24 protein-coding genes are annotated in these 26,209 nt (G+C 70.5%); 9 read left to right on the top strand and 15 right to left on the bottom strand.

Features of this window, described 5'->3' with window-relative positions; translation table 11 throughout:
• The first annotated feature begins 16 nt into the window (after positions 1–16).
• Entirely contained in the window at positions 17–2,158 is a 2,142-nt protein-coding gene (locus tag ACFWYS_RS00270) for a hypothetical protein (RefSeq protein WP_384761597.1), read from the top strand.
• The gene (locus tag ACFWYS_RS00265; protein ID WP_384761595.1) at positions 2,158–3,738 is read left to right on the top strand and encodes a hypothetical protein; all 1,581 of its coding nucleotides are present in this window, start codon (positions 2,158–2,160) and stop codon (positions 3,736–3,738) included. Before ACFWYS_RS00270 ends, ACFWYS_RS00265 begins: the two co-directional genes overlap by 1 nt.
• 3 nt (positions 3,739–3,741) lie before the next feature.
• Here ACFWYS_RS00265 and ACFWYS_RS00260 read toward each other — a convergent pair whose 3' ends face one another.
• The 8 genes from ACFWYS_RS00260 to hemL all read right to left on the bottom strand — a co-directional run bounded on the left by ACFWYS_RS00260 (position 3,742) and on the right by hemL (position 11,952).
• Positions 3,742–4,146 carry an SRPBCC domain-containing protein gene (locus ACFWYS_RS00260; RefSeq protein ID WP_384761593.1) on the bottom strand — a complete coding sequence of 135 codons (405 nt, stop codon included), beginning with the start codon at positions 4,144–4,146 and terminating at the stop codon, positions 3,742–3,744.
• A 34-nt stretch (positions 4,147–4,180) separates the two neighbouring features.
• On the bottom strand, positions 4,181–5,287 hold the full coding sequence (ccsB, locus tag ACFWYS_RS00255) for a c-type cytochrome biogenesis protein CcsB (protein ID WP_384761591.1): 1,107 nt from the start codon (positions 5,285–5,287) through the stop codon (positions 4,181–4,183).
• Complete coding sequence (locus tag ACFWYS_RS00250) at positions 5,284–7,008, bottom strand: cytochrome c biogenesis protein ResB (protein ID WP_384761589.1); 1,725 nt, start codon at positions 7,006–7,008, stop codon at positions 5,284–5,286. Before ACFWYS_RS00250 ends, ccsB begins: the two co-directional genes overlap by 4 nt.
• Positions 7,009–7,011: 3 nt before the next feature.
• Positions 7,012–7,785 (bottom strand): cytochrome c biogenesis CcdA family protein, encoded by a 774-nt coding sequence (locus tag ACFWYS_RS00245; RefSeq protein WP_384761587.1) that lies wholly within the window; start codon positions 7,783–7,785, stop codon positions 7,012–7,014.
• Between the two features lies 1 nt (position 7,786).
• Positions 7,787–8,389 (bottom strand): TlpA family protein disulfide reductase, encoded by a 603-nt coding sequence (locus tag ACFWYS_RS00240; protein WP_384761585.1) that lies wholly within the window; start codon positions 8,387–8,389, stop codon positions 7,787–7,789.
• Positions 8,390–8,455: 66 nt separating this feature from the next.
• A complete protein-coding gene (locus tag ACFWYS_RS00235; protein ID WP_384761583.1) occupies positions 8,456–9,757 on the bottom strand; it encodes a hypothetical protein in 1,302 nt (433 codons plus the stop codon).
• Between the two features lie 147 nt (positions 9,758–9,904).
• On the bottom strand, positions 9,905–10,621 hold the full coding sequence (locus ACFWYS_RS00230) for a histidine phosphatase family protein (protein ID WP_384761581.1): 717 nt from the start codon (positions 10,619–10,621) through the stop codon (positions 9,905–9,907).
• The gene (gene hemL, locus ACFWYS_RS00225) at positions 10,618–11,952 is read right to left on the bottom strand and encodes a glutamate-1-semialdehyde 2,1-aminomutase (protein ID WP_384761579.1); all 1,335 of its coding nucleotides are present in this window, start codon (positions 11,950–11,952) and stop codon (positions 10,618–10,620) included. The genes ACFWYS_RS00230 and hemL overlap by 4 nt, the downstream gene beginning before the upstream one ends.
• A gap of 699 nt (positions 11,953–12,651) precedes the next feature.
• Here hemL and ACFWYS_RS00220 point away from each other — a divergent pair.
• The gene (locus tag ACFWYS_RS00220; protein WP_003974483.1) at positions 12,652–13,089 is read left to right on the top strand and encodes a hypothetical protein; all 438 of its coding nucleotides are present in this window, start codon (positions 12,652–12,654) and stop codon (positions 13,087–13,089) included.
• Positions 13,090–13,340: 251 nt separating this feature from the next.
• On the opposite strand, the gene ACFWYS_RS00215 is transcribed toward ACFWYS_RS00220, so the two are convergent.
• Positions 13,341–14,036 carry a type 1 glutamine amidotransferase domain-containing protein gene (locus ACFWYS_RS00215; protein WP_384761576.1) on the bottom strand — a complete coding sequence of 232 codons (696 nt, stop codon included), beginning with the start codon at positions 14,034–14,036 and terminating at the stop codon, positions 13,341–13,343.
• 385 nt (positions 14,037–14,421) lie between these two features.
• Here ACFWYS_RS00215 and ACFWYS_RS00210 point away from each other — a divergent pair, with 385 nt between their 5' ends.
• On the top strand, positions 14,422–15,327 hold the full coding sequence (locus tag ACFWYS_RS00210) for a LysR family transcriptional regulator (protein ID WP_384762209.1): 906 nt from the start codon (positions 14,422–14,424) through the stop codon (positions 15,325–15,327).
• 17 nt (positions 15,328–15,344) lie between these two features.
• Here the strand turns inward: ACFWYS_RS00210 and ACFWYS_RS00205 are convergent, their stop codons facing one another.
• The 4 genes from ACFWYS_RS00205 to ACFWYS_RS00190 all read right to left on the bottom strand — a co-directional run bounded on the left by ACFWYS_RS00205 (position 15,345) and on the right by ACFWYS_RS00190 (position 18,628).
• Complete coding sequence (locus ACFWYS_RS00205) at positions 15,345–15,971, bottom strand: NAD(P)-dependent oxidoreductase (RefSeq protein WP_384761574.1); 627 nt, start codon at positions 15,969–15,971, stop codon at positions 15,345–15,347.
• A gap of 123 nt (positions 15,972–16,094) precedes the next feature.
• Complete coding sequence (locus tag ACFWYS_RS00200) at positions 16,095–16,676, bottom strand: TetR/AcrR family transcriptional regulator (protein WP_384761572.1); 582 nt, start codon at positions 16,674–16,676, stop codon at positions 16,095–16,097.
• Positions 16,677–16,847: 171 nt separating this feature from the next.
• Positions 16,848–17,504, bottom strand: coding sequence for an NAD(P)-dependent oxidoreductase (locus ACFWYS_RS00195; RefSeq protein WP_384761570.1), 657 nt, complete (start codon positions 17,502–17,504; stop codon positions 16,848–16,850).
• An 83-nt stretch (positions 17,505–17,587) separates the two neighbouring features.
• Positions 17,588–18,628: an EamA family transporter gene (locus tag ACFWYS_RS00190; RefSeq protein ID WP_384761568.1), complete on the bottom strand. Its 1,041-nt coding sequence runs from the start codon at positions 18,626–18,628 to the stop codon at positions 17,588–17,590.
• A gap of 78 nt (positions 18,629–18,706) precedes the next feature.
• On the opposite strand from ACFWYS_RS00190, the gene ACFWYS_RS00185 reads away from it, so the two are divergent.
• Complete coding sequence (locus ACFWYS_RS00185; protein ID WP_384762207.1) at positions 18,707–19,597, top strand: LysR family transcriptional regulator; 891 nt, start codon at positions 18,707–18,709, stop codon at positions 19,595–19,597.
• 29 nt (positions 19,598–19,626) lie between these two features.
• Here the strand turns inward: ACFWYS_RS00185 and ACFWYS_RS00180 are convergent, their stop codons facing one another.
• Positions 19,627–19,968, bottom strand: a complete 342-nt coding sequence (locus ACFWYS_RS00180; protein ID WP_384761566.1) for a DUF1349 domain-containing protein — start codon at positions 19,966–19,968, stop codon at positions 19,627–19,629.
• 22 nt (positions 19,969–19,990) lie between these two features.
• Positions 19,991–21,016, bottom strand: coding sequence for a LacI family DNA-binding transcriptional regulator (locus ACFWYS_RS00175; RefSeq protein ID WP_384762205.1), 1,026 nt, complete (start codon positions 21,014–21,016; stop codon positions 19,991–19,993).
• A gap of 301 nt (positions 21,017–21,317) precedes the next feature.
• On the opposite strand from ACFWYS_RS00175, the gene ACFWYS_RS00170 reads away from it, so the two are divergent.
• The 4 genes from ACFWYS_RS00170 to ACFWYS_RS00155 are packed head-to-tail and all read left to right on the top strand — an operon-like array spanning position 21,318 to position 26,178.
• Entirely contained in the window at positions 21,318–22,616 is a 1,299-nt protein-coding gene (locus tag ACFWYS_RS00170) for an ABC transporter substrate-binding protein (RefSeq protein ID WP_384761565.1), read from the top strand.
• Positions 22,617–22,627: 11 nt separating this feature from the next.
• Positions 22,628–23,668, top strand: coding sequence for a carbohydrate ABC transporter permease (locus tag ACFWYS_RS00165; protein ID WP_384761563.1), 1,041 nt, complete (start codon positions 22,628–22,630; stop codon positions 23,666–23,668).
• Positions 23,665–24,498 carry a carbohydrate ABC transporter permease gene (locus tag ACFWYS_RS00160; RefSeq protein WP_384761561.1) on the top strand — a complete coding sequence of 278 codons (834 nt, stop codon included), beginning with the start codon at positions 23,665–23,667 and terminating at the stop codon, positions 24,496–24,498. Before ACFWYS_RS00165 ends, ACFWYS_RS00160 begins: the two co-directional genes overlap by 4 nt.
• Positions 24,499–24,534: 36 nt before the next feature.
• The gene (locus tag ACFWYS_RS00155) at positions 24,535–26,178 is read left to right on the top strand and encodes a glycoside hydrolase family 13 protein (RefSeq protein ID WP_384761559.1); all 1,644 of its coding nucleotides are present in this window, start codon (positions 24,535–24,537) and stop codon (positions 26,176–26,178) included.
• Positions 26,179–26,209 lie beyond the last annotated feature (31 nt).

Genomic DNA, 26,209 nt, shown 5'->3' with positions numbered 1-26,209 from the left:
GAGCCTTTGGGGGGAGGTGCGGGTGGGCACACGGTTGCACGGGCGTGGAGCCCTCTTCGACGCGGACCCCGCCGGTCTCGCCCCACGGCTCGTGGGACTGCGTCCGCACCAGCACCGGACCGCCAAGGTCGAGCATCCACAGGAACTGCCCCTCGTCGTGCTGACCGGCACGCGCGGACTCGGCAAGTCGGCGGTGCTGCGGGAGCTGCGGGACGCCTACAAGGGGCACACCCCGGTCGCGCTGATCGACTGTGAGCAGGGCGAGTTCGCGGCCCCGCCGTCGGGGCGGCCCGCCGAGGCCTGGTCGCCGGTGTCGCAGGCGCTGCTGGTGATCGCCGAGCAGCTCGCCGAGCCGGTGACCGGGGCGGGGCGGATCCAGTTCCCGCGGCTGATGTCGGGGCTGGTCGCGGTGGCCGCGGGCGGCTGGCGGGACGCCGACTCCGAGCGCATCCGGCGTGAGGTGGAGCGGATCCTGCTGCTGAACGAGAGCGGGTCGTGGGTCGCCGGGTTCGCGGGGCGGTGGGCCGGGCGGGTCGCCGCCAAGGTGGCCGCGGCGGCGACCGGTGGCGGGCCCCTGCTGTCGTCCGCCGTGGAGGCCACGCTGGAGGCGATCTCCGACAGCGTCGTGCACCGGCGCCGGCAGCGGGCGTCCACCTGGTACCGCGACTACCCGAACGCGGGCGGCAACGCGCGGCGCGGACTGATGCTGCTCTCCGACCACTTCCGGGCCGGCGGCACCTCCCGCGAGCACGCCGAGCGGTATCTCGTACGGGCCCTGCTGGCCGACCTCGGCGAGGCGTACGCCGGGATGCTGCCGCGGATGCAGCGGATCGGCCGGCCGCTCGTCCTGCTGGACAACGCGCAGTCCCCGCCCGGCCCGGGGCTCGTCGAGGCCGTGCTGCGGGACCGCGCCGAGGGCCTCGGCGACCAGGTCGTCTTCGTCTGCGGGCTGCGCGGCGACCACCGTCCCGCCCTGCGCAACGCCGTCCACCGTGCCCTGCCCGAGGTCGCCCGGCGCAGCGACTGGACACCGGACCCGGCCGCCCCCTCCTCGCGGGCGCTGCTCGTCTCGCTGCCGCCGCTCAGCCCCGACGACACCCTGCACATCATCGGCGCGGTCTGCACGGAGGTCGCGGTGCCGCCCCAACTCCCGCACGCCACCCACCGGTTGACCGGCGGCAACCCGCTCGGTATCGCCCTGCTCGCCGAGTCCGCCGCCCAGCACCTGCCCGCCGCGGCCTCCCTGGGCGAGCTGCTCACCGCGCCCGTACGGCTGCACGAGGAGCACGACGGGGAGCCGACGTATCTCGCGCTGCTGGACCGGCTCGTCCCCGCCGACCGCCTCGACGAGCTGACCGTGCTGGCCGCCGCCCACGACCACGACTCGGCCTGCGCCCTCGCCGACGAGCTCCTGCCGGACGACTTCGGCCCGGCGGACGTACGCGCGCTGCAGACCCGGCTGGTGACGGAGGGGCTGCCGGAGGTGCCGGGGCAGTTCGTCGGGGACCTGTTCGCGCGCACCCTGCTGCTGCTCCGGCTGCATCACGGCGACGCGGACCACGGACAGTGGCGCAAGGCGCACGACACGCTGATCGCGTACTACGCCGACGACAGCGACGATGACGGCGACGGCGATGACCCCGAGGTCGCGGGCCGCCGGGTCCCGTACCGGCTGCATCACGAACTCGCCCTGGGGGACAGCGAGTCGGCGGTCGCGTATCTGCGGGACACCTTCCACACGCTGGACACGCGCGCGTGGCTGCGCTCGCTGCGCTTCATCGCCTCCGCGCCCTACTTCCACGCCCATGACGCCGACGGCCACGATGCCGACGGCCACGGCTTCACCGGCCATGACGACCGGCGCACCGCGGTCGCGCTCGGCCGCACCGACGCCGGCCACGAGCCGCCCCGGGGCGTCGACGCCACGCTGCACCTTCGGGTACGGCGGCTGCTGCACGCCGTATGGCAGCTGACCGATCCGCTGACGCTGCCCGACGCGAAGGTGTGCGACCGGCTGCGGTTCGAGCTGGAGCAGCTGTCCAATCTGCGGCCCGCGGGCAACGCGCTGCTGTGGCGGGCCTCGCGGGACTGGCCGCAGGACGCGCTCGCCGGGCGGCCCCTGCGGGTGCCGGACGACGACGAGGACGGGGAGGCGTGATGGCCGCAGGTGCCGGGGCGTGGCTGCGCGAGCATGTCTGGGAGATCCCGCTGCGCCGGTACGTCGCCCTGCTCGTCGGCGCCGCGCTGGTGACCGGGTGTGTCCTCGGCGCACGGGTGCTGCTGCACGACGACCGCTCGTGCGCGCCCGGGGTGGTCATGCCCGAGGACGGCGACGAGTGCGTGGGCGTGTCGACGTCCGACTACCACTTCGACCGGGACCGGTTCCGGGACACCGTGCGGGCGATCGACCGGGAGAACCGCTCCATCAAGGGCGCCTACGTCACCGTCGCCCTGTTCGAGCCCTTCACCGCCTCCGACCCCGACAACCTCAACGACACCCTGCACGAGCTCCAGGGCGCCTATCTCGCGCAGTACCAGGCCAACCACGGCTCCAACGGCGAGTCCCCGGCGATCCGGCTGGTGCTCGCCAACCCGGGCGCCACGGGGAAGCACTGGAAGCACACCGTCGAGCAGCTGGAGCGGATGGCCGAGGGGCCGGACCGGCTGCGGGCGGTCACCGGGATAGGGCTGTCCACCGCGAACAACAAGCGGGCCGTCGAGGAGCTGACCCGGCGCGGTATCCCGGTGGTCGGCACCTCCATCACCGCCGACAACCTCGCCAACGGGCAGGACGGCGAGGACCCCTACCCCGGGCTCGCCCGCGTCGCCCCGACCAACACCGACGAGGCCCGGGCGCTCACCTCCTTCGCCAAGGTGCGGGCGGGTGAGGCGGTGCTGGTGTACGACAAGCCGGGCGACCCGTACACGACGACGCTGCAGCGGTCGTTCGAGAAGCTGCTGAAGGGGTCGCCGTACCAGCCGTGGGCGTTCACCCCGCCCGCCGACCGCAGCGAGGAGGGGTCCACCGCGAACGACTTCCGGCAGATCACCCACCTGGTCTGCGACACGGCCGAGGAGACCGACACGATCCTGTTCGCCGGACGCCACACCCAGCTGCGGCAGTTCATCAACGCGCTCGGCGAACGCGGCTGCCAGGACCGGGCGTTCACCCTGCTCACCGGGGACGAGGCCTCGTATCTCACCGGCGACAAGGATCTCGACCGGGACGCCCTGAAGCACAGGCTGTCCGTCCGATACACCGCCCTCGCCCACCCGGACGCCTGGCTGACGAAGAACCCGCCGGCGACCGGCGGCTCCGCCGAGGACGCGAGGGTCCTGGCGGACCTGGTGCGCACGGCACAGGAGAAGCCGGAGGGCTCGGCGGCGCAGGGCGTGCGGCGGGCCGGGCCCATCGGTCCGGCCACCCTGGAGGACGGCCAGCTGATCATCGCCTACGACGCCATGACACTGACCTACCAGGGCATCCGCGAGGCCAAGCCGGACGGCGAGGACGCGCCGACCCTCGCCGACGTCCACGACCAGTGGGAGCTGATGACGGGCTCCCAGCGGGTGAACGGCGCGAGCGGCTGGATCTGCCTGGACAAGCACGGCAACCCCTACGACAAGGCCGTACCGATCGTCGAGGTCACCGCCGACGGCCGCGCCCGCTTCGTCACCCTGGCCTGGCCGACGGGGAAGCCACCGACGAAGGAGTGCCTGCCGCCGGCGTCGTCGTAGCGGTCACGGGTGCGCCGCGACCGTCTCGACGAGCTTCTCCAACCGGGCCCGCCAGCGCTGCTCGGAGTGCGCCTCTTCCCGGTACTCGTGGGTGAAGCGCAGGATGCTGCCCCGGTCCCCGTCCCGCTCCAGATGGAACCGGATCCGGCCGGCGCCCTCCAGTGTGTACTCGGCGACCCGCTCCACGTCCCACGCGGTGACCCGCCCCGCTCCGACATCACGCAGCGTGACCGCACCGCCGAGCCGGGGCTCCAGCACATCGGCGGCGGTGAACCAGCCCGCGAGCCCCTCCGGGGTGCTGAGCGCCGGCCAGACCGACTCCATCACCCGGGGAAGCCGCACGAGAAAGTGCAGGATGTGCGTGTTCCCCTGGGTCTGGATGACGCCCTGCTCGACAGAACCGGTCATGACACCAGCCTGACCCCGCAGGGGACGAAACGCATCACACTCCGGCGTAGGAGTGCTTGCCGGAGACGAAGATGTTGACGCCGTAGTAGTTGAACAGCCAGCAGCCGAAGGCGATGAGGGCCAGGTAGGCGGCCTTGCGGCCCTTCCAGCCGGCGGTGGCGCGGGCGTGCAGGTAGCAGGCGTAGGCGACCCAGGTGATGAAGGACCAGGTCTCCTTGGGGTCCCAGCCCCAGTAGCGGCCCCAGGCGTCGCCCGCCCAGATGGCGCCCGCGATGATCGTGAACGTCCACAGCGGGAAGACGGCGGCGTTGACCCGGTAGGAGAACTTGTCGAGGGACGCCGAGGCGGGCAGCCGGTCCAGGACGGAGTTCGCGAAGCGGCCGGGGGTGCCGCCGTTCGCCAGCTTGTTCTCGTAGCTGTCCTTGAAGAGGTACAGCAGCGTGGAGACGGCGCCCACGTAGAACACCGCGCCGCAGAAGATCGCGGTGGAGACGTGGATGTACAGCCAGTACGAGTGAAGGGCGGGAACCAACTGGTCACTGGCGGTGTACAAGACAGTGACGGCGAGGCCGAGATCGAGGAGGACCGTGGTGATCAGGAACAGCCCGAGCCAGCGCACGTTCTTCTTCAGCGCCAGCAGCCCGAGGTACACCCCGACGGCGACGGTGGAGAAGGTGATGTTGAACTCGTACATGTTGCCCCACGGCGCCCGCTGCACCGACAGCGCCCGCGTGAGCACACCACCGAACTCGACCAGGAAGGCGAGGACGGTGAGGGAGATGGCGATACGCCCGTAGAGGTCACCCTGCTCGTCCCCACCGTGCGCCCCGGGCCCGTCCGGCACGTCCCGCTGCCCGGCCGCGGCCCGCACGACGACCTTCGGCCGCTCCAGTACGGCGGTGGAGCCGCCCTTCTTCACGGTGACGGCGGGCGCTGCGGCCTTCGACGCCTTCTCCTTGGCCGGGGTGAGCGCGGCGGCCGTGCGGCCGACCTTGCTGCGGCTGCCGAGGAGCCATTCGGCGATGTACGCGAAGAAGGCCAGGGTGTAGACGGCCATCGACGAGTAGATCAGCGTGTTGCTGATGCTCGCGAGGTTTTCGTTGGTGGCGGCGGCCAGCTCGGTCGCGGCGGCGAGAGTCACTTGGTGTCAGCCCCTTCGGCGGGTGCGACTTGGGGGTCGGGGGAAGCTTCGGAATCTGCGGGGTCGTCGTCGGCGTCGGGCGCGCCCGGTGCCTGGTCATAGAGGATTCCGGCGAGGTCGCCCAGTTCCTCGGGCACCTTGGCGGACTCGCTGCGGCCGAGGCCGGCCATCTCGACGACCGTGATGCCGTCGTCGCCCCTGACCGCCCGTACCCATACGCGGCGGCGCTGGATGAACAGGGAGGCGGCGAGGCCGAAGATCGCGGTGAGGGCACCGGCGAAGGCCCAGCCGCTGGCGGGCTGGCGGGCGACCTGGAAGCCGGCCCACTCCTTGATCTCCTTCTCGAAGGTGACCGTGCCCGCGCCGTTCGGGAGCTTCATGGTCTCGCCGGGCTTCAGGTTCTCCCTGACCTGCTTGCCCTTGGCGTCCTTGAACCCCTTCAGGTTCTTCTTGTTCAGCTGGTACACGCTCTGCGGGATGCCCGCGTTGACACCGAGTTCGCCGTGGTACGCCTCCAGGTTCAGCACCGGGTTCAGCAGTGCCGGGAACTGTGAGGCGAGTTCGTTGCCCTTGACGTAGGAAGGCAGGAAGAAGGCCTGGAAGCCCAGTTGCTCCCACGCGCCCTTGGCGTTGCGGTAGCCGTCCATGACCTTGATCGCGCCGGTGGAGGTGACGTTCCCGTCGAGGGGAAGGAGGGGCACGGCGTCGTGGAAGACCTCGTTGCCCTTGCCGTCGCGGATGGTGATGACGGGGGCGTAGCCGTGGCTGACGAGGTAGACCTTCGAGTCACCGATCTCCAGCGGCTCGTTGACCTCGATGCTGGTCGCCTTGTCCTTGCCGTAGGCGCCCACGCTGTAGGTGATGTCCGCCTTGTAGATCCGCGGGGTGCCGCGGTTGGGGCCGGACGGCTCGTAGGTGCCGGTGAAGTTCTTCAGGCTGAAGCTGAACGGGTCCAGGTCGTCCTGGGTGAAGAGACTGCCGGACTTGAAGTCGTCGTACTGGGTGAGGGTGTTGGAGAACCCGTCGCCCTCGACGACCAGCTTGTTGCCCTCGGACTTGAACAGCTGGCCCCAGGCGAAGGCGACCAGCATCACGATCAGCGCGATGTGGAAGGCGAGGTTGCCGACCTCGCGCAGATAGCCCTTCTCGGCGGCGACGGCGTCACCGGAGAGATGGGCGCGGAAGCGGCGCTTCTTCAGCAGGGCGAGCGCGGCCTCGCGGACCTGCTCGGGCTCCGCCTCGGTGCGCCAGGTGGTGTAGGCGGGCAGCCGGGTCAGGCGCCTCGGGGCGCCCGGCGGACGGCCGCGCAGCTGGCCGACGAACTGCCAGGTGCGCGGGACGATGCAGCCGATGAGGGAGACGAACAGCAGGATGTAGATCGCGGAGAACCACACCGAGCTGTAGACGTTGAAGAGGCCGAGCTTGTCGTAGATCGGCGCGAGCGTCTCGTGCGTCTTGCGGAACTCGGCGACCTTGGTCTCGTCGATGCCGGTCTGCGGGATGAGCGAGCCGGGGATCGCGCCGAGCGACAGCAGCAGGAGCAGCAGCAGCGCGACCCGCATCGAGGTGAGCTGCCGCCAGAACCAGCGGGCCCAGCCGATGACGCCGAGGGAGGGCGGACTGGAGAGTTCCTCGGCGGGGGCGGTGGAGAGCTGGGAGCCGGCGGCGTCCAGGTCCTCCTCACCGGCGGCCGGGCCGGCCTTGTCGGTCGTGTTGCTCATGGATCAGATCCCCACAGTGAAGCCGTTGGACCAGACCTGCATCTCCTGCACGATGCGGTCCCAGGCGCCGGTCAGCAGCAGCACACCGGTCGCGATCATCATGGTGCCGCCGATGCGCATCACCCAGACGTAGTGGCGCTTGACCCAGGCGAAGGCGCCGAGGGCCTTGCGGAAGGCTACGGCAGCGAGCACGAAGGGGACGCCGAGGCCCAGGCAGTAGGCGACGGTGAGTATGGCGCCGCGGCCCGCGCTCGCCTCGTTGTAGGACAGCGCGATCACCGAGGTCAGCGTCGGGCCGAGGCAGGGCGTCCAGCCGATGCCGAACAGCGCGCCGAGGAAGGGCGCGCCGATCAGCCCGGTCACGGGCCGCTTGTGGAAGCGGAACTCGCGCTGGGTCATCCAGGGCATCAGGCCCATGAAGAAGACACCCATGAGGATCATGAGCACGCCCAGCACCTTGGACAGGACGTCCTTGTGGTCCTGCAGCGAGTCCCCGAAGTAGCCGAACAGCGCTCCGCTGGAGACGAACACCGCGGTGAAGCCGAGCACGAACAGGGAGGCGCCCGCGACCATCCGTCCGCGCCGGGCCTCGGCCAGATCCGTACCGGTGACCCCGGTGACGTAGGAGAGATAGCCGGGGACCAGCGGCAGGACGCAGGGGGAGAAGAAGGAGACGAGGCCGCCGAGCAGCGCGATGGGCAGGGCCAGCAGCAGAGCGCCGCTCATCACCGTCTGGTTGGGGCCCGCGGCCTCGGCGAGCGTGGACAGCGCGCTCACGTCACTTCTCCGCGAGGACGGGCTTGATCATGCTGCGCAGTGTCTCCTCGCTGAGGGGCGTCAGCGCACGCGCGGCGATCTTTCCCTTCCGGTCGATGACCAGCGTGGAGGGGATCGCCTGCGGGTTGAGCGTGCCCTTGCCGAAGCGGAGCATCTGCTTGCCCGTGGGGTCGTACAGGCTCGGGTAGGTGACCCCGAACTCCTTCTCGAAGGCCTTCGCGGGGGTGGTGCTGGTGTCCCGGGTGTTGATGCCGACGAACTCGACACCCTGGCCCTTGACGTCGTCGTAGACGGTCTGGAAGTTCTTCGCCTCTGCCCGGCACGGCGGGCACCAGGATCCCCATACGTTGATGACGAGGATCTTGCCCTTGTAGTCGGCGGTGTCGAGCTGCTTGCCGTCGATGGTCTCGCCGGACAGGGCCGGCGCCGCGGAGCGCTTGCCCTGGACGGCGGTGTCGATGCCGTTGCTGCCGGGGACGAAGTTGGTGTCGCCGCCACCGCCCGACATACCGCCGGAACTGCACGCGGACAGGGTCAGCGCGGCGACGGCGGCGCTGGTGATGGCCAGGACGGCGACACGACTACGGGCGCTACGGGCACTCATGTGAAAAGTTTCGCATGCCCGTTCCGGGGATCTTGCGCACCCCCCTCCCGGACGTAAACCCGCATTTCAGGCGGCGTTCTGAGTGCCCGTGGAGTTGCTCGTGGAGGTACCGGTGGAGCCGCCCTTCATGAACGTCTTCCAGCCGCCGGCCGGCTCCTGTCCGACCTCCAGGGTGCGCAGCTTGGCGAGCACCTCGGGCTTCTGTACGTCCATCCAGTCCACGAACTGCCGGAAGGAGACGAGCCGGATGTCGGCGCCCTTCTCCTTCTCCTGCGCGATGTGCTTGAGGGCGGCCTCGACGGCGTCCATGTAGATGCCGCCGTTCCACTGCTCGAAGTGGTTGCCTATGAAGAAGGGCGCGCGGTTCGTCTCAAATGCCCGCTTGAATCCCTGGATGTACGCCTGCGACGACTGCTCGCGCCAGCCCGGGTAGTTGTGGGCGGGCGCCTTCGTCGAGTTGATCGACTGGTTGGCCAGCATGTTGTAGTCCATGGACAGGACCTCGAAGGAGCGCCCGGGGAAAGGTATCTGCTGCAACGGCAGATCCCACAGCCCCTGCTTCTTCTGCGGCCACACCTGACGGCCGCCGGGCGAGGAGGCGTCGTAACGCCAGCCGAGCTCCTTGGCGGTGGGCAGCAGGTTGTCCTGGCCGAGGAGACAGGGCGTGCGGCCGCCGACGAGCTCCTTGTCGTAGTCGAAGGGCAGGGACGGCAGGTCGGTCCACCCGGTGTTGGTCCGCCACTTCTTCACGAAGTCCTTGGCCTGCTGGATCTCGCTGCGCCACTGCTGGGACGTCCAGTTGCCGACGGTGCCGCTGCCGCCGCAGAAGTGGCCGTTGAAGTGGGTGCCTATCTCGTGCCCTTCGAGCCAGGCGCGCCGGACGTTCGTCAGCGTCGCCTTGACGTGATCGTCGGTGAGATAGCCGATGTCGGAGGCGCCGCGCGGGTTGTTCGGGGGGTCGTAGAGCCGCTTCTTCGACTCGGGGAGCAGATACAGCCCCGAGAGGAAGAAGGTCATGTGCGCGTCGTTCTCCTTGGCGAGGTCGAGGAAGCGCGGGAAGAGGCCGTTGCCGACCTCGCCGGCGCCGTCCCACGAGAAGACCACGAACTGCGGCGGCTCCTGACCGGGCTCCAGCGGCTCGGGCTTGGCCGGCTGCCTGGGCTGCTTGCCGGTGTAGGAGGTGGAGCCGTCACCGATGGGGCGGGCGCGGTTGGTCTGGGTGCCGGGCTTGTTGCCTTCGCCGCCTTCGGAACCTTCGGACCCCTTCGACCCCTCTGACGAGGTGAGGGTGCCGCAACCGGCCAGTCCGACGGCGGCGGCCGTACCGACACCGAGTCCTATAAGTCCCCTCCGGGTGACATTGCGCATTCCTGCCCCATCCGTCGTGCTCTCGTGGTCACCCAGTCAGAGGGCACGACGAACAGGGAGGTTCCTCCTGATCGCGGAGGATTCGCAACAAATGTCACAAACGTGTCTTAGAAGCCCACGTGGGGCAACCCGCTCAGAACAGTGCCATCAGGCACCGAATGCCTTGTCCTTCCCCTTCACCGGCTTGGCGCCTGCGCGGAGATGGGCGGGCACCAGATCGATGGCGGGCTCGGTGTACCCGACGGACACGATCCGGTCGCCCTGGAACGTGAAGGTCGTCAGGGACGCGAGCGTGCACTGCCGCTTGCGCGGGTCGTGCCACAGCCGCCGCTTCTCGACATAGCTGCGCACGATCCAGATCGGCAGCTGATGACTGACCAGTACGGCCTCGTGCCCGCGCGCGGCGTCCTTGGCGGCACTCAGCGCGCCCATCATCCGGATGACCTGGTCGACGTACGGCTCGCCCCAGGACGGCTTGAACGGGTTGACGAGATGCTTCCAGTTCCCCGGCTTCTTCAGCGCCCCGTCGCCCACGCCGAAGGTCTTGCCCTGGAAGACGTTGTCGGCCTCAATGAGCCGCCCGTCGGTCGCGAGGTCCAGCCCGTGCGCCTTGGCGATCGGCGTCGCGGTCTCCTGCGCCCGCTCCAGCGGGGAGGCGCAGACGTGGGTGACATCACGGGAGGCGAGGTGCTCGGCGACCCGGTCGGCCATCTGCCGCCCGAGCTCGGAGAGGTGGTAGCCCGCGAGCCGGCCGTAGAGGATCCCGTCCGGGTTGGCGACCTCGCCGTGCCGCATGAGGTGTACGACGGTGATGTCGCTGTTGTCGATCATGGGGCTGCCGTCGGTCATCGGGTTGTCGCTCATTCCGCCGTGGCCTCCGCCGCCGCTCGGGCCGCCGCCGGGAGGGCGTCGGCGATCCGCTGGACGGCCTGCTCGTCGTGTGCCGTGGAAACGAACCAGGACTCGAAGGACGAGGGCGGCAGATAGACGCCCTGCGCCAGCATCGCGTGGAAGAAGGCGGTGAAGCGGAAGGATTCCTGCCGCTTGGCGTCCTCGTAGTTGCGGACCTCACGGTCCGTGAAGAACACGGAGAACATGTTGGAGGCGTTCTGCAGCCGGTGCGCGACGCCTTCCTTGGTGAGGGCCTCGGTGACGAGGGACCGGATCTGCGCGGAGACGGCGTCGACGGTGACGTACGCGGCCTCGTCGAGGAGCCGCAGCTGGGCGAGGCCCGCGGCGGTGGCGACCGGGTTCCCGGAGAGGGTGCCGGCCTGGTAGACGGGCCCGGCGGGCGCGAGGTGGGCCATCACATCGGCGCGCCCACCGAAGGCGGCGGCGGGGAAGCCACCCCCCATGACCTTCCCGAAGGTCATGAGGTCGGGCCTGACCCCGTCGACCCCGTACCACCCGGCACGGCTGGTCCGGAACCCTGTCATGACCTCGTCGGAGATGAAGAGGGCGCCGTTCTTCTGGCAGGCGTCCTTCAGCCCCTCGTTGAAGCCGGGCCGGGGCGGGACGACGCCCATGTTGCCGGGCGAGGCCTCGGTGATCACACAGGCGATCTCACCGGGGTAGCGGTGGAAGGCCTCGTGCACGGACTCCAGGTCGTTGTAGGGCAGGACGATGGTGTCGCCGGCCTGGGCACCGGTGACGCCCGGGGTGTCGGGCAGCGCGAAGGTGGCGACGCCGGACCCGGCCGCGGCGAGCAGCGAGTCGACATGCCCGTGATAGCACCCGGCGAACTTGATCACCTTGGACCGCCGGGTGAACCCGCGGGCGAGCCGGATCGCGGACATGGTGGCCTCGGTGCCGCTGGAGACGAGCCGCACCTGGTCGACGGGCTCGATCCGGCCGACGATCTCCTCGGCGAGCGCGACCTCGCCCTCCCCCGGCGTACCGAAGGAGGTACCGCGGGAGACGGCGTCCTGTACGGCGGCGATGACCTCGGGGTGGGAGTGCCCGAGGATCATGGGTCCCCAGGAGCAGACGAGGTCGACGTACTCGCGCCCGTCGGCGTCGGTCAGGTACGGGCCGGTGCCGGACACCATGAACCGGGGCGTCCCGCCCACGGCCCGGAAGGCGCGCACCGGGGAGTTCACGCCGCCGGGCGTGACGACGGCCGCACGGTCGAACAGAGCCTGCGAGGCAGGCGCATCGTATGGATAGGGCGTTCCTGAAGAGGGCGCTTCGCTCATGACCTGCGACTACTCCGACCTTCTCTGACCTTCTCCGATGATCTCGGACTCCGGTTCCCAGTGACCTCCTCAGGGTAGGCCAGGGGGCGGCGAGGGCAGGGGGCGGCGGGGCGTGCTGGGATTTGCCGGGCGGGGCTTCGCCCAGGGTCGGCAGGACGACCGCTGGCCGGCGCCGGCCGAGGCCGGGTCTGCCGAGCGCCCCCACTCCTCCGTCAGCCCCGTCCGCCCCGTCCGCCCTACCGTGCGCCGCCCTCCTCCCTCCCGTCCCCCTCTCCCTCCACTCCCCTTCACCCCCGTTCCCTGCCGGGCATCTGCGAGACTGGACGTGATACACACAGCTCATGCGGGGTGTGTTGGTCGGGGACTGAAAAGATCCTGCGGACAGGTGTTTCAACGCACGTTTCGGCGGGCGGCCGTGGGGGAGGTCACTGACACGATGATCGGGTTGCGCGGCGGGGGCCACGCGTCCTAGAAAAGCAGTCGGGTGGAGATATGCATCGCGGTGGCGGACTGGGCGAGGGGACTGATGACCTGGGTCCTCGACGTGCCCAACGGGGAAGGCACCGGCGAGACGCGGAGGATTCGAACGAAGCACGCCAGGGACACGTAGTACCGGATATGCCGGGTGTACCGAATGAATCAGAGCGGGCGGCCGATCGACGTGTCGATCGGCTGAGGTCGAGCAGGAATGGTGGTCGGGTGGGGGTGACGTACAAGTACTTCGGCGCGCCCGACGGTGCGACCGCGGCCCGCGTCCCGATCTCGATGCGCCCCGAAGAACTCGGCGGCGACGAACTCGGCATGAACGGCATGTTCACCAAGATCAAGCCGGAGACGATGGCCGCGATGGTCCTCACCGGCATCGAGGGCGTCCCCCTGCACAAGGTCCCCCCGCTGGAACTGGTCGTCCTTCACCCCGACTACGCGGTGGTCAAGCTGCCGATGACGGTGGTGGATCCGCTGCGGGGCATAGGAGAGGAAGCGGTGGGCGCGGCCGCTTTCATCTGGTCGACGGTGCCGGACCGGGGCGGGCCCCGGGATGCGTTCAACGTGTACCAGTTGCTGCACGAGTGGCAGGACTTCAGCCACCGCCTGCATGAGGCGGGGCATCAGCCGTATTGCCTGGTGTGGCCCTGACCTGGGATGTCACGACGTGCGGGCGGGGTTTTCGGACCCCGCCCTTTTTGTGTGTCGCCTTCGAGCGCGCAGCCCGCGCCCTCGCGCTCAGCCTCATCTGCACGGTGGCGGGCCTGTTGGGCGCGGGTGCGGGCGGGCGGGTCCTGCCGGCGAGGTTCCTGGCACCGCACAGCTGACGGGGCAGACGGGTCCCGCTGACGAAGCTCCCGGCACCGCACAACTGGCGGTGCCGGGAGCGGTGGTTCGGTGGGTCAGGTCAGGTTCTTGAGCATCTCGGCCGCGGCCGGTCCGGCGGAGGCGGGGTTCTGGCCGGTGATCAGGTTGCGGTCGACCACCACGTGCGGGGCCCACGCCTCGCCCTCGTCGTAGTCCGCGCCGATCTCGACCAGACGGTCCTGCAGCAGCCACTTCGCGCCCGCCGCGAGGCCGGCCTGGGTCTCCTCGGCGTTGCTGAAGCCGGTGAGCCGGTAGCCCGCGAAGGCGTTGCCGCCGTCGGGCAGGGTGGCGGCCAGGAGCGCGGCCGGGGCGTGGCAGACCACGCCGAGCGGACGCCCGGAGGCGAGGGCGTCGATGAGGAGCTTGCCGGACGTGGCGTCCACGGCCAGGTCCTCCATCGGGCCATGGCCACCGGGGTAGTAGACGGCCGCGTAGTCGGCGAGGTCGACGTCCTCCAGGCTGATGGGGCGCTTGATCTCGCTCATCGAGGCGACTGCGTCCGCCATCCTCTTCGCGCCCTCCTCACCGCCGTTGAACTGCGGCGCCAGGCTGCCCTGGTCCAGCGGCGGTACGACACCGCCCGGCGTCGCGACGACGACCTCGTGGCCGGCCGCCGTGAACGCCTCGTAGGGGACGACGGCCTCCTCGGCCCAGAAGCCGGTCGGGTGCTTGGTGCCGTCGGCCAGCGTCCAGTGGTCCGCGCCGGTCAGCACGAAAAGGATCTTCGACATGGTGGGGGTCTCCTAGGGAAAGCAGGGGTGGTCGGGGGGCGCCCGCAGACGCGGCGCCAGATTTCCGTACCGGTGGTGGAATCGGATGGAGCGGCCGTACTCCCGCTCTCGAACCTAGTGCCGGTGACGCAGCCACGCCAATGAAGCCCCCGATACCAGGTATCGGCGAACCGATGCCCCGGTTGATGCCCCGGCCGATGCCCCGGTGGGTGGCCGGGTGGACGTCCCGGTCGGGGACGGTGGGCGCGCACACCGGCCTCCCCGCGCACCTCGTAGGCTCGAAGCCGTGAGCGATCAGGAGACCCATCCGGACACCCATGGGGACGCCCGTCGGGGCACCCATCGGGACGCCCGTCAGGACACCCATGGGGTCGGGCCAGTCGACCTGAACCTGCTGCGCACCTTCCTCGCCGTGCACCGCCTTGGCTCCTTCACCGCCGCCGCGCGTCGGCTGGGCCTGTCGCAGTCCACCGTCACCACGCAGATCCGGGCGCTGGAGAAGCGTCTGGGCCGCGAACTGTTCGAGCGCCGGGCGCACGGCGTGGCGCCGCTGCCCCATGCCGACGAACTCGCCACACAGTTGTCTGCGCCCCTCGACCGGTTGGCCGCCATCACCGGCGAGGAGCCGGGCGACACGGTGGCGCCGGTGCATCTGGCGGGGCCCGCGGAGTTTCTGAGCGAGGTCGGCCTCAAGGCGCTGGCCCCGCTGGTCGAGCAGGGCGTCCGGTTGCGGGTGGCCGTGGGACTGACCGAACCGTTGCTGGAGGAGCTGCGGGCCGGGCGCCATGACCTCGTCGTCGCCACTCGGCGGCCGCGCGGCCGGACGCTGCACGCGGAGCTCCTCGAAGACGAGGAGTTCGTCCTGGTCGCCGCCCCTGTGTGGGCCGAACGGCTCAAGGGTCAGGAGGGTCAGGAGAGGCAGGAGGGGCAGGAGGGGCAGGAGCTGCGCGCCGCGCTGGAGGGCCTCCCGCTGATCGCCTACGCCGACGACCTGCCCATCGTCCGCCGCTACTGGCGCCACGTCTTCGACCGCCGTCTGCACGCCGAGGCCGCGATCACCTTCCCCGACCTGCGCGGTGTCCTTACGGCGGTGCTCGCGGGCGTCGGCTGGAGCGTCCTGCCCAGTTATCTGTGCCGCAGCGACCTCGCCTCCGGCGCGCTCCGGCTGCTGCACCGGCCCGAGGACCCGCCGATCAACCCTTCCTTCCTCGTCCAACGCCCGGGCAGCTCCATCAACCCGCACGTGACGGTCGTCCGTGAGCGTCTGCTGGCCGCCGCGAAGAACTGGTGAGCCGGCCCGCCACGGCGTCAGTCGGTGATGACCGGGCTGCGGTGGATCCACTCGCCGCCGTGCGCCGCCCGGTGCATGAAGGCGGCGACGTCCGCCCGGCTGATCGACGGGTTGCCCTTCATCGGCAGCCGGTCGTCCGCGAGGAAGGCGCCCTTGGCGGGGCCGTGCGTCAGCTTGGTCGGCAGGACGACGGTCCAGTCCAGCCCGCTGACGCGGATGCGCTCGTCCGCGATCGCCTTGTCGGCGTAGAGCGACCGGAGCAGGGTGCTGTAGATCAGCTTCTGCGCGGTGCTGGACCACGCGAAGGTGTGCCCGACGCCGAACGACGACAGCCACACGAGGCGCGATACGCCGTTGTCGCGCGCCGCACCGATCACGGCCTCCGAGGCTCGCGTGAAGAGGCCGTCGGCGCGGACGGAGTTGCCCCGGCCGAGCGCGGAGACGATCACGTCGTGTCCGGCAGCGGCGGCGGAGACGTCTCGGGGCGAGGTGGCGTCGCCGGTGACGGCCGTGACCCGGTCGGCGAGGTCGCCCAGGCCCGCCGGGTTGCGCACCAGGGCCGTGACGGAGTCACCGGATCGCACGGCCAGATCGACGAGGTGGCGACCGGTGGGGCCGGTCGCGCCGAGGACGAGGAGTTTCATGACGGGGGCCTCCGAGGCGGGGCGGGGATGGGGGCGGGAGAGCGTAGCGGACAGCTGTCCGCTACGAGAAGAACGTAACGGACAGCTGTCCGCTTAGCAAGCGCTCCGGCCCGGACGGCTCCGTCACGCCCGCCCAGGAGCCCCCGCCCGCAAACCGTCCATCACGATGTCCAGCAACCGTGTCGACTGCGTCCGCCAGTCCCCCTCGGGGTCGATCTGCCAGATGCCGGCGATGGCGAGGATGAAGTCGTCGGGGGTGACGCCGGGCCGGATGGTGCCGGCCTCGTGGTTGGCGTCGAGCAGGGTCCCGATGGCGGCGACGACCAGCGAGTAGCCGGGCCGCGCCGGACCACCCGTCGCACTCGTCGCCTGCCGCAGGGCGTCGGCCAGACCGGACTTGGCCATGGCGAAGTGCGCGAGGCCGTCCATCCACTCGCGCAGCGCCCGATCGGGCTCCCGCGTCCGCACCAATTCCTCGGCGCTGTCGGTGAGTTGCCGCACCTCATGCCGATGGACCTCAAGGACGAGCGCCTCACGGTTGGGGAAGTTGCGATAGAACGTGCCCTGCCCGACCCCGGCCTTCTTGGCGATCACACTCAACGGGGCATCCGGAGAGCGCGACAACTCGGCCAGCGCGACCTCCAGAATGCGCTCGCGATTGCGCTGCGCGTCCGAGCGCTGCGGGGCGTCACTCCTGGATCCCACCGGCACTCCTCCCCTGCTCCACCAAGGCACCCTCGCTCCGCCAAGGCACTCTTCAGTACCGGACTACTGTCCGCTTGAGTCCACCATAGCGACCATGGCAGCCATGGCGGCCACAGCGACGGTCCCGGCCGTTCGGGCGTCGATCCCGACCGTTCGAGCGTCACGCCGGCCCTAGTGGGCGACCGTGATGTGCCGCTCGACGCCAGGGGCCTCCAGTTCGTCGACGACGGCCACCGCCAGGTTCTCCGCACTGATCCACGACCGGCCGTCGGCGCCGGTGAGCAGGGTGTCGGTGCCTCGCCGGTAGCGGCCGGTCCGTTCGCCGGGCTCCAGCAGGGCCGGCGGGCTCAGGTAGACCCAGTCCGCGTCGGCGTGCGTCTCGCACGTCCGCAACTGGGCGACCCCGGCGGCGGCGATCGGCTTCAGCCCGGCGGGCACATACGCGGGGTTGTCCGCGACCAACAGCTCCGGGTTGCCAGGGCTGCGCAACGCGCCGGCGCCACCGACCACCAGGACGCGCGCCCCGAGCCGGGCGGCGGCATCCAGCGCCGAGCGGGTCATGCCGACCAGGAACCCCTGATCGACCGGATCGGTCCGCACGGTCACCACGACCGCGTCCACGGAGCCCTCCACGGAGCCGAGCGCCTCGCGTACGGCGTCCGAGTCGCTCGCGTCGACCGCGACCGGCGTCACCTGACGGCCCGAGTCATGGCCGACGTCGCTCACGGCCCTCCGCGACAGCGCCAGCACCCGATGCCCACGCGCACCGGCCTCGCCGATCACCCGGCTGCCGACCATCCCGGTGGCACCCAGCACGGCGATCGTCATGCCCGACCCCACTGAACCCGCCCTCACTGAACCCGCCTTCACCGAATCCGCCCTCACCGAACCAGCACTCCCCGACCCCGTCCTCACCGAACCCGCCCTCCCCGAATCAGCACACCCAGAACACCCAGCACACCCGACACACGCCACACACCCCGCGCACCCCGCGCACCCGACATCCCCCGCACCCCCGGCGCATCCCTCTGCCCCGCAAGCAACGCAGCCAGCGCAAGCGCGAAACCGCACGACTGAAGCAGACTCAGCGACTCCTCCAACGCGGCCGCCCCGATACCGGCCGCGACGAGCGGAGACAGCAGCACCAGCGGCGCCGTCGCACCGACCGGCAGCCGCGCGATGCCCCGGAACCACAGCGTGTACGCGATCAACCCACCCATGCTGCCGAGCCACAGGTAACCCGCCACCGCCCCGGCATCCACCCGCTCCGGCGCCCCGTCGAACGCCAGCGTGAACGGGAGCAACAGCAGCCCGCCGGCCGTCAGTTGCCAGCCCGCCAGGGTCAGCGGACCCACTCCCGAGGGGCGCCCCCACCGCTTGGTGAGGACGACGCCGGCGGCCATGGTCGCCGTATGGCCGAGGCCGGCGAGTACGCCGACGGTGTCCAGCCGGGCCTGTGGACCGAGGACGACCAGGCCGACGCCGAGCACGCCGAGGACGCCCCAGGCCAGTCGCCAGACCGTCGGCCGGTCGTGCAGCACCGCGACGGCCAGACCGGCGACCAGCAGCGGCTGGGCGGCGCCGAGGGTGGCGGCGACCCCGCCGGGGAGTCGTTCGGCGGCCACGAACAGCAGGGGGAGCCCACTGATGTTGAGCGCGCCGAGGACGGCGACCCGCCACCACCAGTCGCCGCGCGGCAGCACCCGGGTGATCGCCAGCGCCAGCAGTCCGGCGGGCAGGGAGCGCATCAGCCCGGCGAAGAGCGGGTGCCCGGGCGGGAGAAGTTCCGTGGTGACGAAGTAGGTGGTGCCCCAGGAGGCGGGGGCGAGTGCGGTCAGCGCGGTGGTCGCCAGCTGCTGCGCGGACGGCGTCCGTGGCGGGCCGGCGGCCGGTGACCGCCCGGTCGGTACAGAGGTGCCGGGCGTGTTGGGTGGGTTGGCTGTGTTGGGCATGTGAGGAAGTCTCGGCCTGCGGAGCCATGACTCCAAAGCATGTTTGCCATGCAAGCCATGAAGCAGAACGATGGATCCGTGGACCTGCAGCAGATGCGCTACGTCGTAGCCCTCGCCGAAACCCGCAACTTCACCCGCGCCGCCGAGCGCTGCTCCGTGGTGCAGTCGTCACTGAGCCATCGGATCGCCGGTCTGGAACGGGAGCTCGGGGTCAGACTCTTCGCCCGCTCAAGCCGCCGCGTCGAGCTGACCGGCGCCGGAGAGGCGTTCCTCGCCGGGGCCCGCGAGTGCCTGGCCGCGGCCGACCGCGCGGTCGCCGACGCCGCCGCGGCGACCGGCGTCGTACGGGGCCGGCTCGCCGTCGGTGTGATCGTGACCGCGGCCGCGGTGGACGTACCGGAGCTGTTGCAGCGGTATCGCGCCAAGCACCCGGAGGTGCAGGTGATCCTCCGCTCCGGACGCAGCGACGAGATGGTGGCCGCGATCCGGGACGGCGACCTGGACATCGCCTTCATCGGCTTGCCGGAGGGCGAGGGGCCGGCCGGTGTGGAGACCGTCGTCCTCGATCACGACGAGCATGTGCTGGTGGTGCCGGCCGGTCATCGGCTCGCGGGCGCCCGCCGGGTGGGACTGCGGGAGATCGCCGACGAGACGTTCGTGGACTTCATGGACGGCACCCCCGCCCGGGCCCAGTCCGACCAGGCGTTCGCCGCGGCGGGCCTGGCTCGCGACGTCGCCTACCAGGCCGGAGTCGTCGAGCTGATCACCCGGCTGGTCGCGCGGCGGCTCGGCATCGCGCTGCTGCCGTCGGCATACGTCCGGCCGCTGGCCGCCCGGGACCCCGAACTGGCGCTGGTCCCGGTCGTCGACGGACCGCATCGCATCGAGTATCTGGCGTGGAGCCGCTTCAACCCCAGCCCGGCCACCCGGGCGATGCTCGACGTCCTCGGGGTCGCACGACAGCCGTAGCCCTACGCCCTACGACGACAGCCCTGGCCCTACGGCAGATGCAGCGCCGCGTCCGCCGGCCCCCGCGCGAATCCGGTGAACCGCACCTCCAGGCCCTCCTCGGTGGCGCGGTCCTGCGGGAAGGCGCGGAGCAGGGCGTGACCGTCGTCGCGGACGAAGCCGTAGCTCGTCGTGCGCCAGAAGTCGGAGCGGGCGCGTGCGGTGACGAGGAGGTCGGTCCCGTCGAGCCCGGTGCGCCGGGGCTCGTTGAGCCAGGCCGCCTCCTGCCAGGAAACCGCGCTCAGCCGATCCATGTGCCGCCCCTGGCCCTGGCCCATGTGCTGCCCCTGGCCCACGTGCCGCTCCTGATCGATCTGCTGCTCCTGCCCCATGTACCCCTCCCCTCCCCGGAGTTCAGATGTCCCGGACGTCATCGCCCGGCGGTGCGGGCGGCGGGGCCGTGGTCTCTCGTGGGATCAGGTGGGTGGGCAGGACGACGTGCCGGACGTGGTCCGCGTCGGAGTCGTCGATGAGGGCGAGGGCGAGTTCGCCGGCCTTGCGGCCCATGTCGGCGGGCGACTGGGCCACGGTGGACAGGTCGAACCAGTCGGCGACGGGCTGGTCGTCGAAGCCGAGGACGGAGACATGGCCGGGCACCGGGATCTGTGCTCTGCGCAGGGTCCAGACGGCGGCGACGGCGACCTCGTCCTGTTCGGCGAAGAGCGCGGTGGGCGGCTCGCGCAGGCTCAGGAGCTTGCCCACCGCCTCGGCGGCACCGCGCTTGTCGCCGACCTCGGTGGCGACCACCAGGTCGTCGTCGAGGGGAAGGCCCGCTTCGGCGAGGGCCTGCTGGTAGCCGAGCAGCCGTTCCTGGGAGCTGAAGGAGAAGCCGCTGGCGCCGATCGTCTGGAGGAAGGCGATCCGCCGGTGGCCGAGGTTGAGCAGGTGCCGGGTGCCGTGCACGGCGGCGGCCACGTCGTCGACGTAGACGCTCGGGCGCCCCTCGACATGCTGGCTGACATAGATCACCGGCATGCCGAGGTTGTCCAGGCTGACGGTCTCCGCGTCGGTGAGGTCGAAGCAGAAGACCAGCAGCGCGTCGGCGTTGCGCCGGGCCGGCAGGTGCTCGAAGAACGAGGTGCGCGCGGCCATGTCGGGGATCACGTAGACGTTCAGCTCCAGGCCGGCCGCGCGCAGCAGCGGGGCGAGGCTGGACAGGGCGGCTCCCATGAACCACGACCGGAGTGTGGGCACCATCACGGCGACGTTCCCGGTCTTGCCCGTGACAAGGCTTGCAGCCTGTCTGGACACGGCGAAGTTCAGCTCGCGCGCGGCCTGCTCGACGCGGGCGCGGACCTCGGGAGAGACGGTGGACATGCCGCGCAGAGTGCGCGAGACGGTCGATGTGGAGACCCCGGCCCGTTCGGCTACGTCAGCCATCGTGGGGTGCCGCTGAGCTGGTGGCATGAGCGGACGGTAGCACAGGCGGCACGTTCCGCGGGGCGTTTCGTGACAGCGCTTTCATGCACTGGAAAGCATCTTCATCAGCGTATTACCGCGTAGTAACGCATTGACTTCCGGCAAATACGCCCCCTAGCTTGCAAGCGTTGTCACGACGGGGTCATGCACCACTCCAGTGAGCCGCTTACAAGGGGCTTGACCTGCAATTTTGATCTCATGACAGCCGTGACAACGCGGTCTGACAACAGGGACAGATGGCCACGTACGACCAGGAGACACCGTGAAGACCACAACCACCAGAGCGTTTCAGTCCGTGGGCATACTCGCCGTCGGCGCGCTCCTCCTCACCGCCTGCGGCTCGTCCGACGGCGACGGCTCCGGGCAGGCCGCCGGGGCGGCGGCGTTCGAGGGCCGCGGCCCCATCACGTACGTGGCGGGCAAGGACACCACCGGCGCGGTGCAGCCGATGCTCGACCGCTGGAACAAGCTGCACCCGAAGGAGAAGGTCACCTTCATCCAGCTGCCGACGGACGCGGACGCGCAGCGCCAGCAGATGATCCAGAACGCGGAGACGAAGTCCGACGCCTATACGGTGCTCTCCCTCGACGTCGTGTGGACGTCGGAGTTCGCCGCCCACCAGTGGATCGACAGGCTGCCCGAGAAGCAGTTCCCGCTGCAGAAGATGCTGAAGCCGGTGGTGGAGACGGCCAGGTACCGCGACGGCCTGTACGCGGTCCCGGCCAGCTCCGACGGCGGCATGCTGTACTACCGCACCGACCTGCTGAAGAAGGCGGGCGTCGCCCGACCCCCCACCACCTGGGCCGAGTTGAAGGCCGCCTGCGCCAAGGTGAAGAAGCTGCCCGAGGGCAAGGGCATGGCGTGCTACGGCGGGCAGTTCCAGAAGTACGAGGGCCTGACCGTCAACTTCTCCGAGGCCGTGAACTCCGCGGGCGGCGTCGTCACCGACGCGAACGGCAAGCCGGACGTCGACACGGCCGAGGCGAGGAAGGGCCTGGACTTCCTCGTCGGCTCCTTCAAGGACGGGACGGTCCCCAAGGAGGGCATCACCTACCTGGAGGAGGACGGCCGCCAGGCGTTCCAGTCCGGCAAGCTGCTCTTCCTGCGCAACTGGCCCTACGTGTACTCCCTGGCCGGCAAGAGCGACATCAAAGGCGAGTACGCCGTCGCCCCGCTGCCCGGTCTGGACGGCCCCGGCTCCTCCAGCCTCGGCGGCCACAACCTGGCCCTGTCGTCCACCGCGAAGAACAAGGCCACGGCCCTGGACTTCATGAAGTTCTTCAGCAACGAGGAGAACACGGCCACGTTCCTCAAGGAGGCCTCCCTGGCCCCGCCGTACGCCTCCCTGTACGACGACAAGGCGCTGATCGGGCAGTACCCGTATCTGCCGGTGCTCAAGGAGTCCATCCTGCGCGCCGTGCCCCGCCCGCGCGTCGTGCAGTACGGCGATGTGACCTCGGCGGTCCAGCAGGAGGCGTATGCCGCGCTGACCGGGAGCAAGAGCAGCGCGCAGGCACTGAAGGACCTGCAGGAGGCGCTGCAGAAGTCCACCGGTCAGTGAGGAGGCAGGCCATGGCCGACACCAAGACCCCGCCCGAAGCCGCCGCCGGCCACGCGGTTCCGGTCCCCTCCGGGCCGGTGAAGCAGCCGCGGAAGCAGACCCGGGCGACCGCCGGCTCGGCGCGCATGGCCGCGCTGCTGGTCTCCCCGACGCTGCTGGTGCTGACGATCGTCGTGCTCTACCCGACCCTGATGGCGCTGAACGAGTCGCTGTACGGGGCGAAGGGCCTGGACCCGGAGACGGGGTTCATCAGCGCGACCGAGCCGTTCGTCGGGCTGCGCAACTACGCCGACATCTTCGGCGAGGCCGGTGAGCGGTTCTGGAACGCCTTCTGGAACACCACCTTCTTCACCGTCGTCACGGTCGCCCTGGAGACGCTGGTCGGGGTGGCGATGGCCCTGATCATGCACAAGGCGTTCCGGGGCCGCGGCCTGGTCCGGGCGGGCATCCTCATCCCCTGGGCGGTGCCCACGGCGATCTCCGGTCTGCTGTGGCGGTGGATCTTCAACAGCGACGGCATCGCCAACGCGCTGATCGGCCATCAGATCCTGTGGACCACCGAGGGCTTCCACGCCAAGGTCGCGGTCATCGTCGCCGAGGTGTGGAAGACGGCGCCCTTCATCGGGCTGCTGGTGCTGGCCGGGCTCCAGGTCATCCCCAAGGAGGTCTACGAGGCCGCCCGCATGGACGGAGCGAGCCCGCCGCGCCAGTTCTGGCACATCACCCTGCCCCTCGTGAAGCCGGCGCTGCTGGTGGCGATGCTGTTCCGCTGCATGGACGCGCTGCGCATGTTCGACCTGCCGTACATCCTGGTCGGCGCCCAGAAGCGCTCGGTGGAGACCCTGTCGATGCTCGCGCAGAACGAGGCGTCCAACGTCCGCTTCGGACCGGCGTCCGCGTACTCGGTGCTCCTCTTCCTCTACGTCTTCCTGGTCGCGCTGGCCTTCGTACGGCTGCTCGGGGCGGATCTGATCGGCGACGTCGGCGGGCACACCCGTAGGCGAAAGAACAGGCGGATCCTCGCGTCGCGCCGCACGGAGGTGACGGCATGACCCTCAACGCGAAGTGGCGCGGCGGCCTGCTGTACGCCGGTGTCATCGCGGTCGTGGCGTACTGCCTGGCCCCCTTCTACTGGATGCTGGTCTCCAGCCTGCGCCGCACGACGGACATCTTCGACACCTCGCTCCTGCCCACCACGCTCTCCTTCGAGAACTACGGTGCGGTGTTCGACCCCGCGCAGGGCTTCGGCCGGGCGCTGCTCAACAGCCTGGTCGTGGCGGGCATCACGACCGTCCTGGCCCTGCTGCTCGCGACGTTCACGGCGTACGCGATGGCCCGCCTCGATTTCCGTTTCAAGCGGCTGATCCTGACCCTGATCATCGCCACCTCGATGTTCCCGGTGGTGTCGATCGTGGTGCCGCTGCTGAAGCTGTTCACGGACATGGGCTGGATCAACACCTACCAGGCCATGATCGTGCCGAGCATGTCCTTCGCGCTGCCGCTGGCGGTGTGGAACCTGACCACGTTCTTCCGGCAGATGCCGGACGAGCTGGAGCACGCCGCCATGGTCGACGGCTGCACCCGCGGCCAGGCGTTCCGCAAGGTCATCATCCCGCTCGCGGCGCCGGGCATCTTCACCACCGCGATCATCACGTTCATCGCGGCCTGGAACGAGTTCCTCATCGCCCTGTCGATGACCAACAAGCCCGGCATGCAGACCGCACCGGTCGCCATCTCGAAGTTCACCGGCGCGACGACGTACGAGACCCCGTTCGGCAGCCAGATGGCGGCCGGCGTCCTAGTCACGGTCCCGCTGGTGGTCATGGTGCTGGTCTTCCAGCGCCGTATCGTCGCCGGGCTCACGGCCGGCGCGGCGAAGTAGCCACGCCCCCTTCAACCACCGAGGAGCACCACAACCGTGTCCCCCACCGCACCCTGGTGGCGCAGCGCCGTCATCTACCAGGTCTACATCCGCAGTTTCGCCGACGGCAACGGCGACGGCGTCGGCGACATCGCCGGCCTGCGCTCCAGGCTGCCGTACCTGAAGTCCCTCGGCGTGGACGCCATCTGGATCAACCCCTGGTACAAGTCACCGATGGCCGACCACGGCTACGACGTGGCCGACTTCCGCGAGATCGACCCGCTGTTCGGCTCCGTGGCCGAGGCGGAGCGGCTCATCGAGGAGGCGCACGAGCACGGGATCCGCGTCATCCCCGACATCGTCCCCAACCACACCTCCGACCGGCACGCCTGGTTCCGGGCGGCGCTGGCGGCGGGCCCCGGCAGCCCGGAGCGCGAGCGCTACGTCTTCCGCCCCGGCCGCGGCCCCGACGGCGCCGAGCCGCCCAACGACTGGGTGTCCTGCTTCGGCGGCCCCGCCTGGACCCGGCTGCCCGACGGCGACTGGTATCTGCACCTGTTCGCCCCCGAGCAGCCCGACCTCAACTGGCAGCACCCGGACGTCGGTGCGGAGTTCGAGTCGATTCTGCGCTTCTGGTTCGGCCGGGGTGTGGACGGCTTCCGGATCGACGTCGCCCACGGCCTGATCAAGCACCCGGAACTCCCCGACCTGCCGCCCCGCAGTAACCCGGAGGACGGGCAGCCGGTCCGGCACTCCGACCACCCGCACTGGGACCGCGACGAGGTGCACGCCGTCTACCGGGCCTGGCGCAAGGTGGCCGACGAGTTCCCCGGCGACCGCTGCTTCGTGGCCGAGGCCTGGGCGGACACCCCCGAGCGGCTCGCCGCGTACGTCCGCCCGGACGGCCTGCACACCGCGTTCAACTTCGACTTCCTGATGGCGACTTGGGACCCCAAGGACCTGCGCACGGTGATCGACGACTCGCTCGCCATGCTCGGCTCGGTGGGCGCCCCGGCCACCTGGGTCCTGTCCAACCACGACGTCGTACGCCATCCCAGCCGCTACGGCCGTCCGAGCCCCACCCGGCGCTGGGTGGCCAACGAGACGTACCGCGCCGAGGGCCCCCTGGACCTCGCCCTGGGCACCCGCCGCGCCCGCGCCGCGGCCCTGCTCATGCTGGCCCTGCCCGGAGGCGCCTACGTCTACCAGGGCGAGGAACTCGGCCTGCCCGAGGTCGAGGACCTGCCCGAGTCCGTCCTCCAGGACCCGGTCTGGGAACGCTCCGGCCACACCGAGCGCGGCCGCGACGGCTGCCGGGTCCCGATCCCGTGGTCGGGGCGGAGTGCGCCGTACGGCTTCGGCCCCGACGGCACGACCGCCGAACCGTGGCTGCCCCAGCCGTCCCGGTGGGCCGAGTACAGCGTGGCCGCCCAGAGCGGCGATCCGGCGTCGATGCTGGAGCTGTACCGCACCGCGCTGCGCCTGCGCCGCGAGCAACCGGCCCTCGGTGACGGGGCGCTGACCTGGCTGGACGCCCCCGAGGGGGTGCTTGCCTTCCGCCGCGAGCCCGGCTTCGTGTGCGTGGTGAACCTGTCGGGCGAGGCGTGTGCGCTGCCGGAGCACAAGGCGGTTCTGCTGACGAGTGGGTCCGTCGAGGGCGGGACGCTGGCGCCGGATCAGGCGGTCTGGCTGGCGGTGTAGCGAGCGCACGTCCCCTTCGGTCCACCAGGGC

This window comes from Streptomyces sp. NPDC059010 (genome assembly GCF_042740355.1).
Taxonomy (GTDB): Bacteria; Actinomycetota; Actinomycetes; order Streptomycetales; family Streptomycetaceae; genus Streptomyces.
Note: the sequence above shows the minus strand (reverse complement) of the source record. Positions and strands in the feature narration are given on the sequence as shown.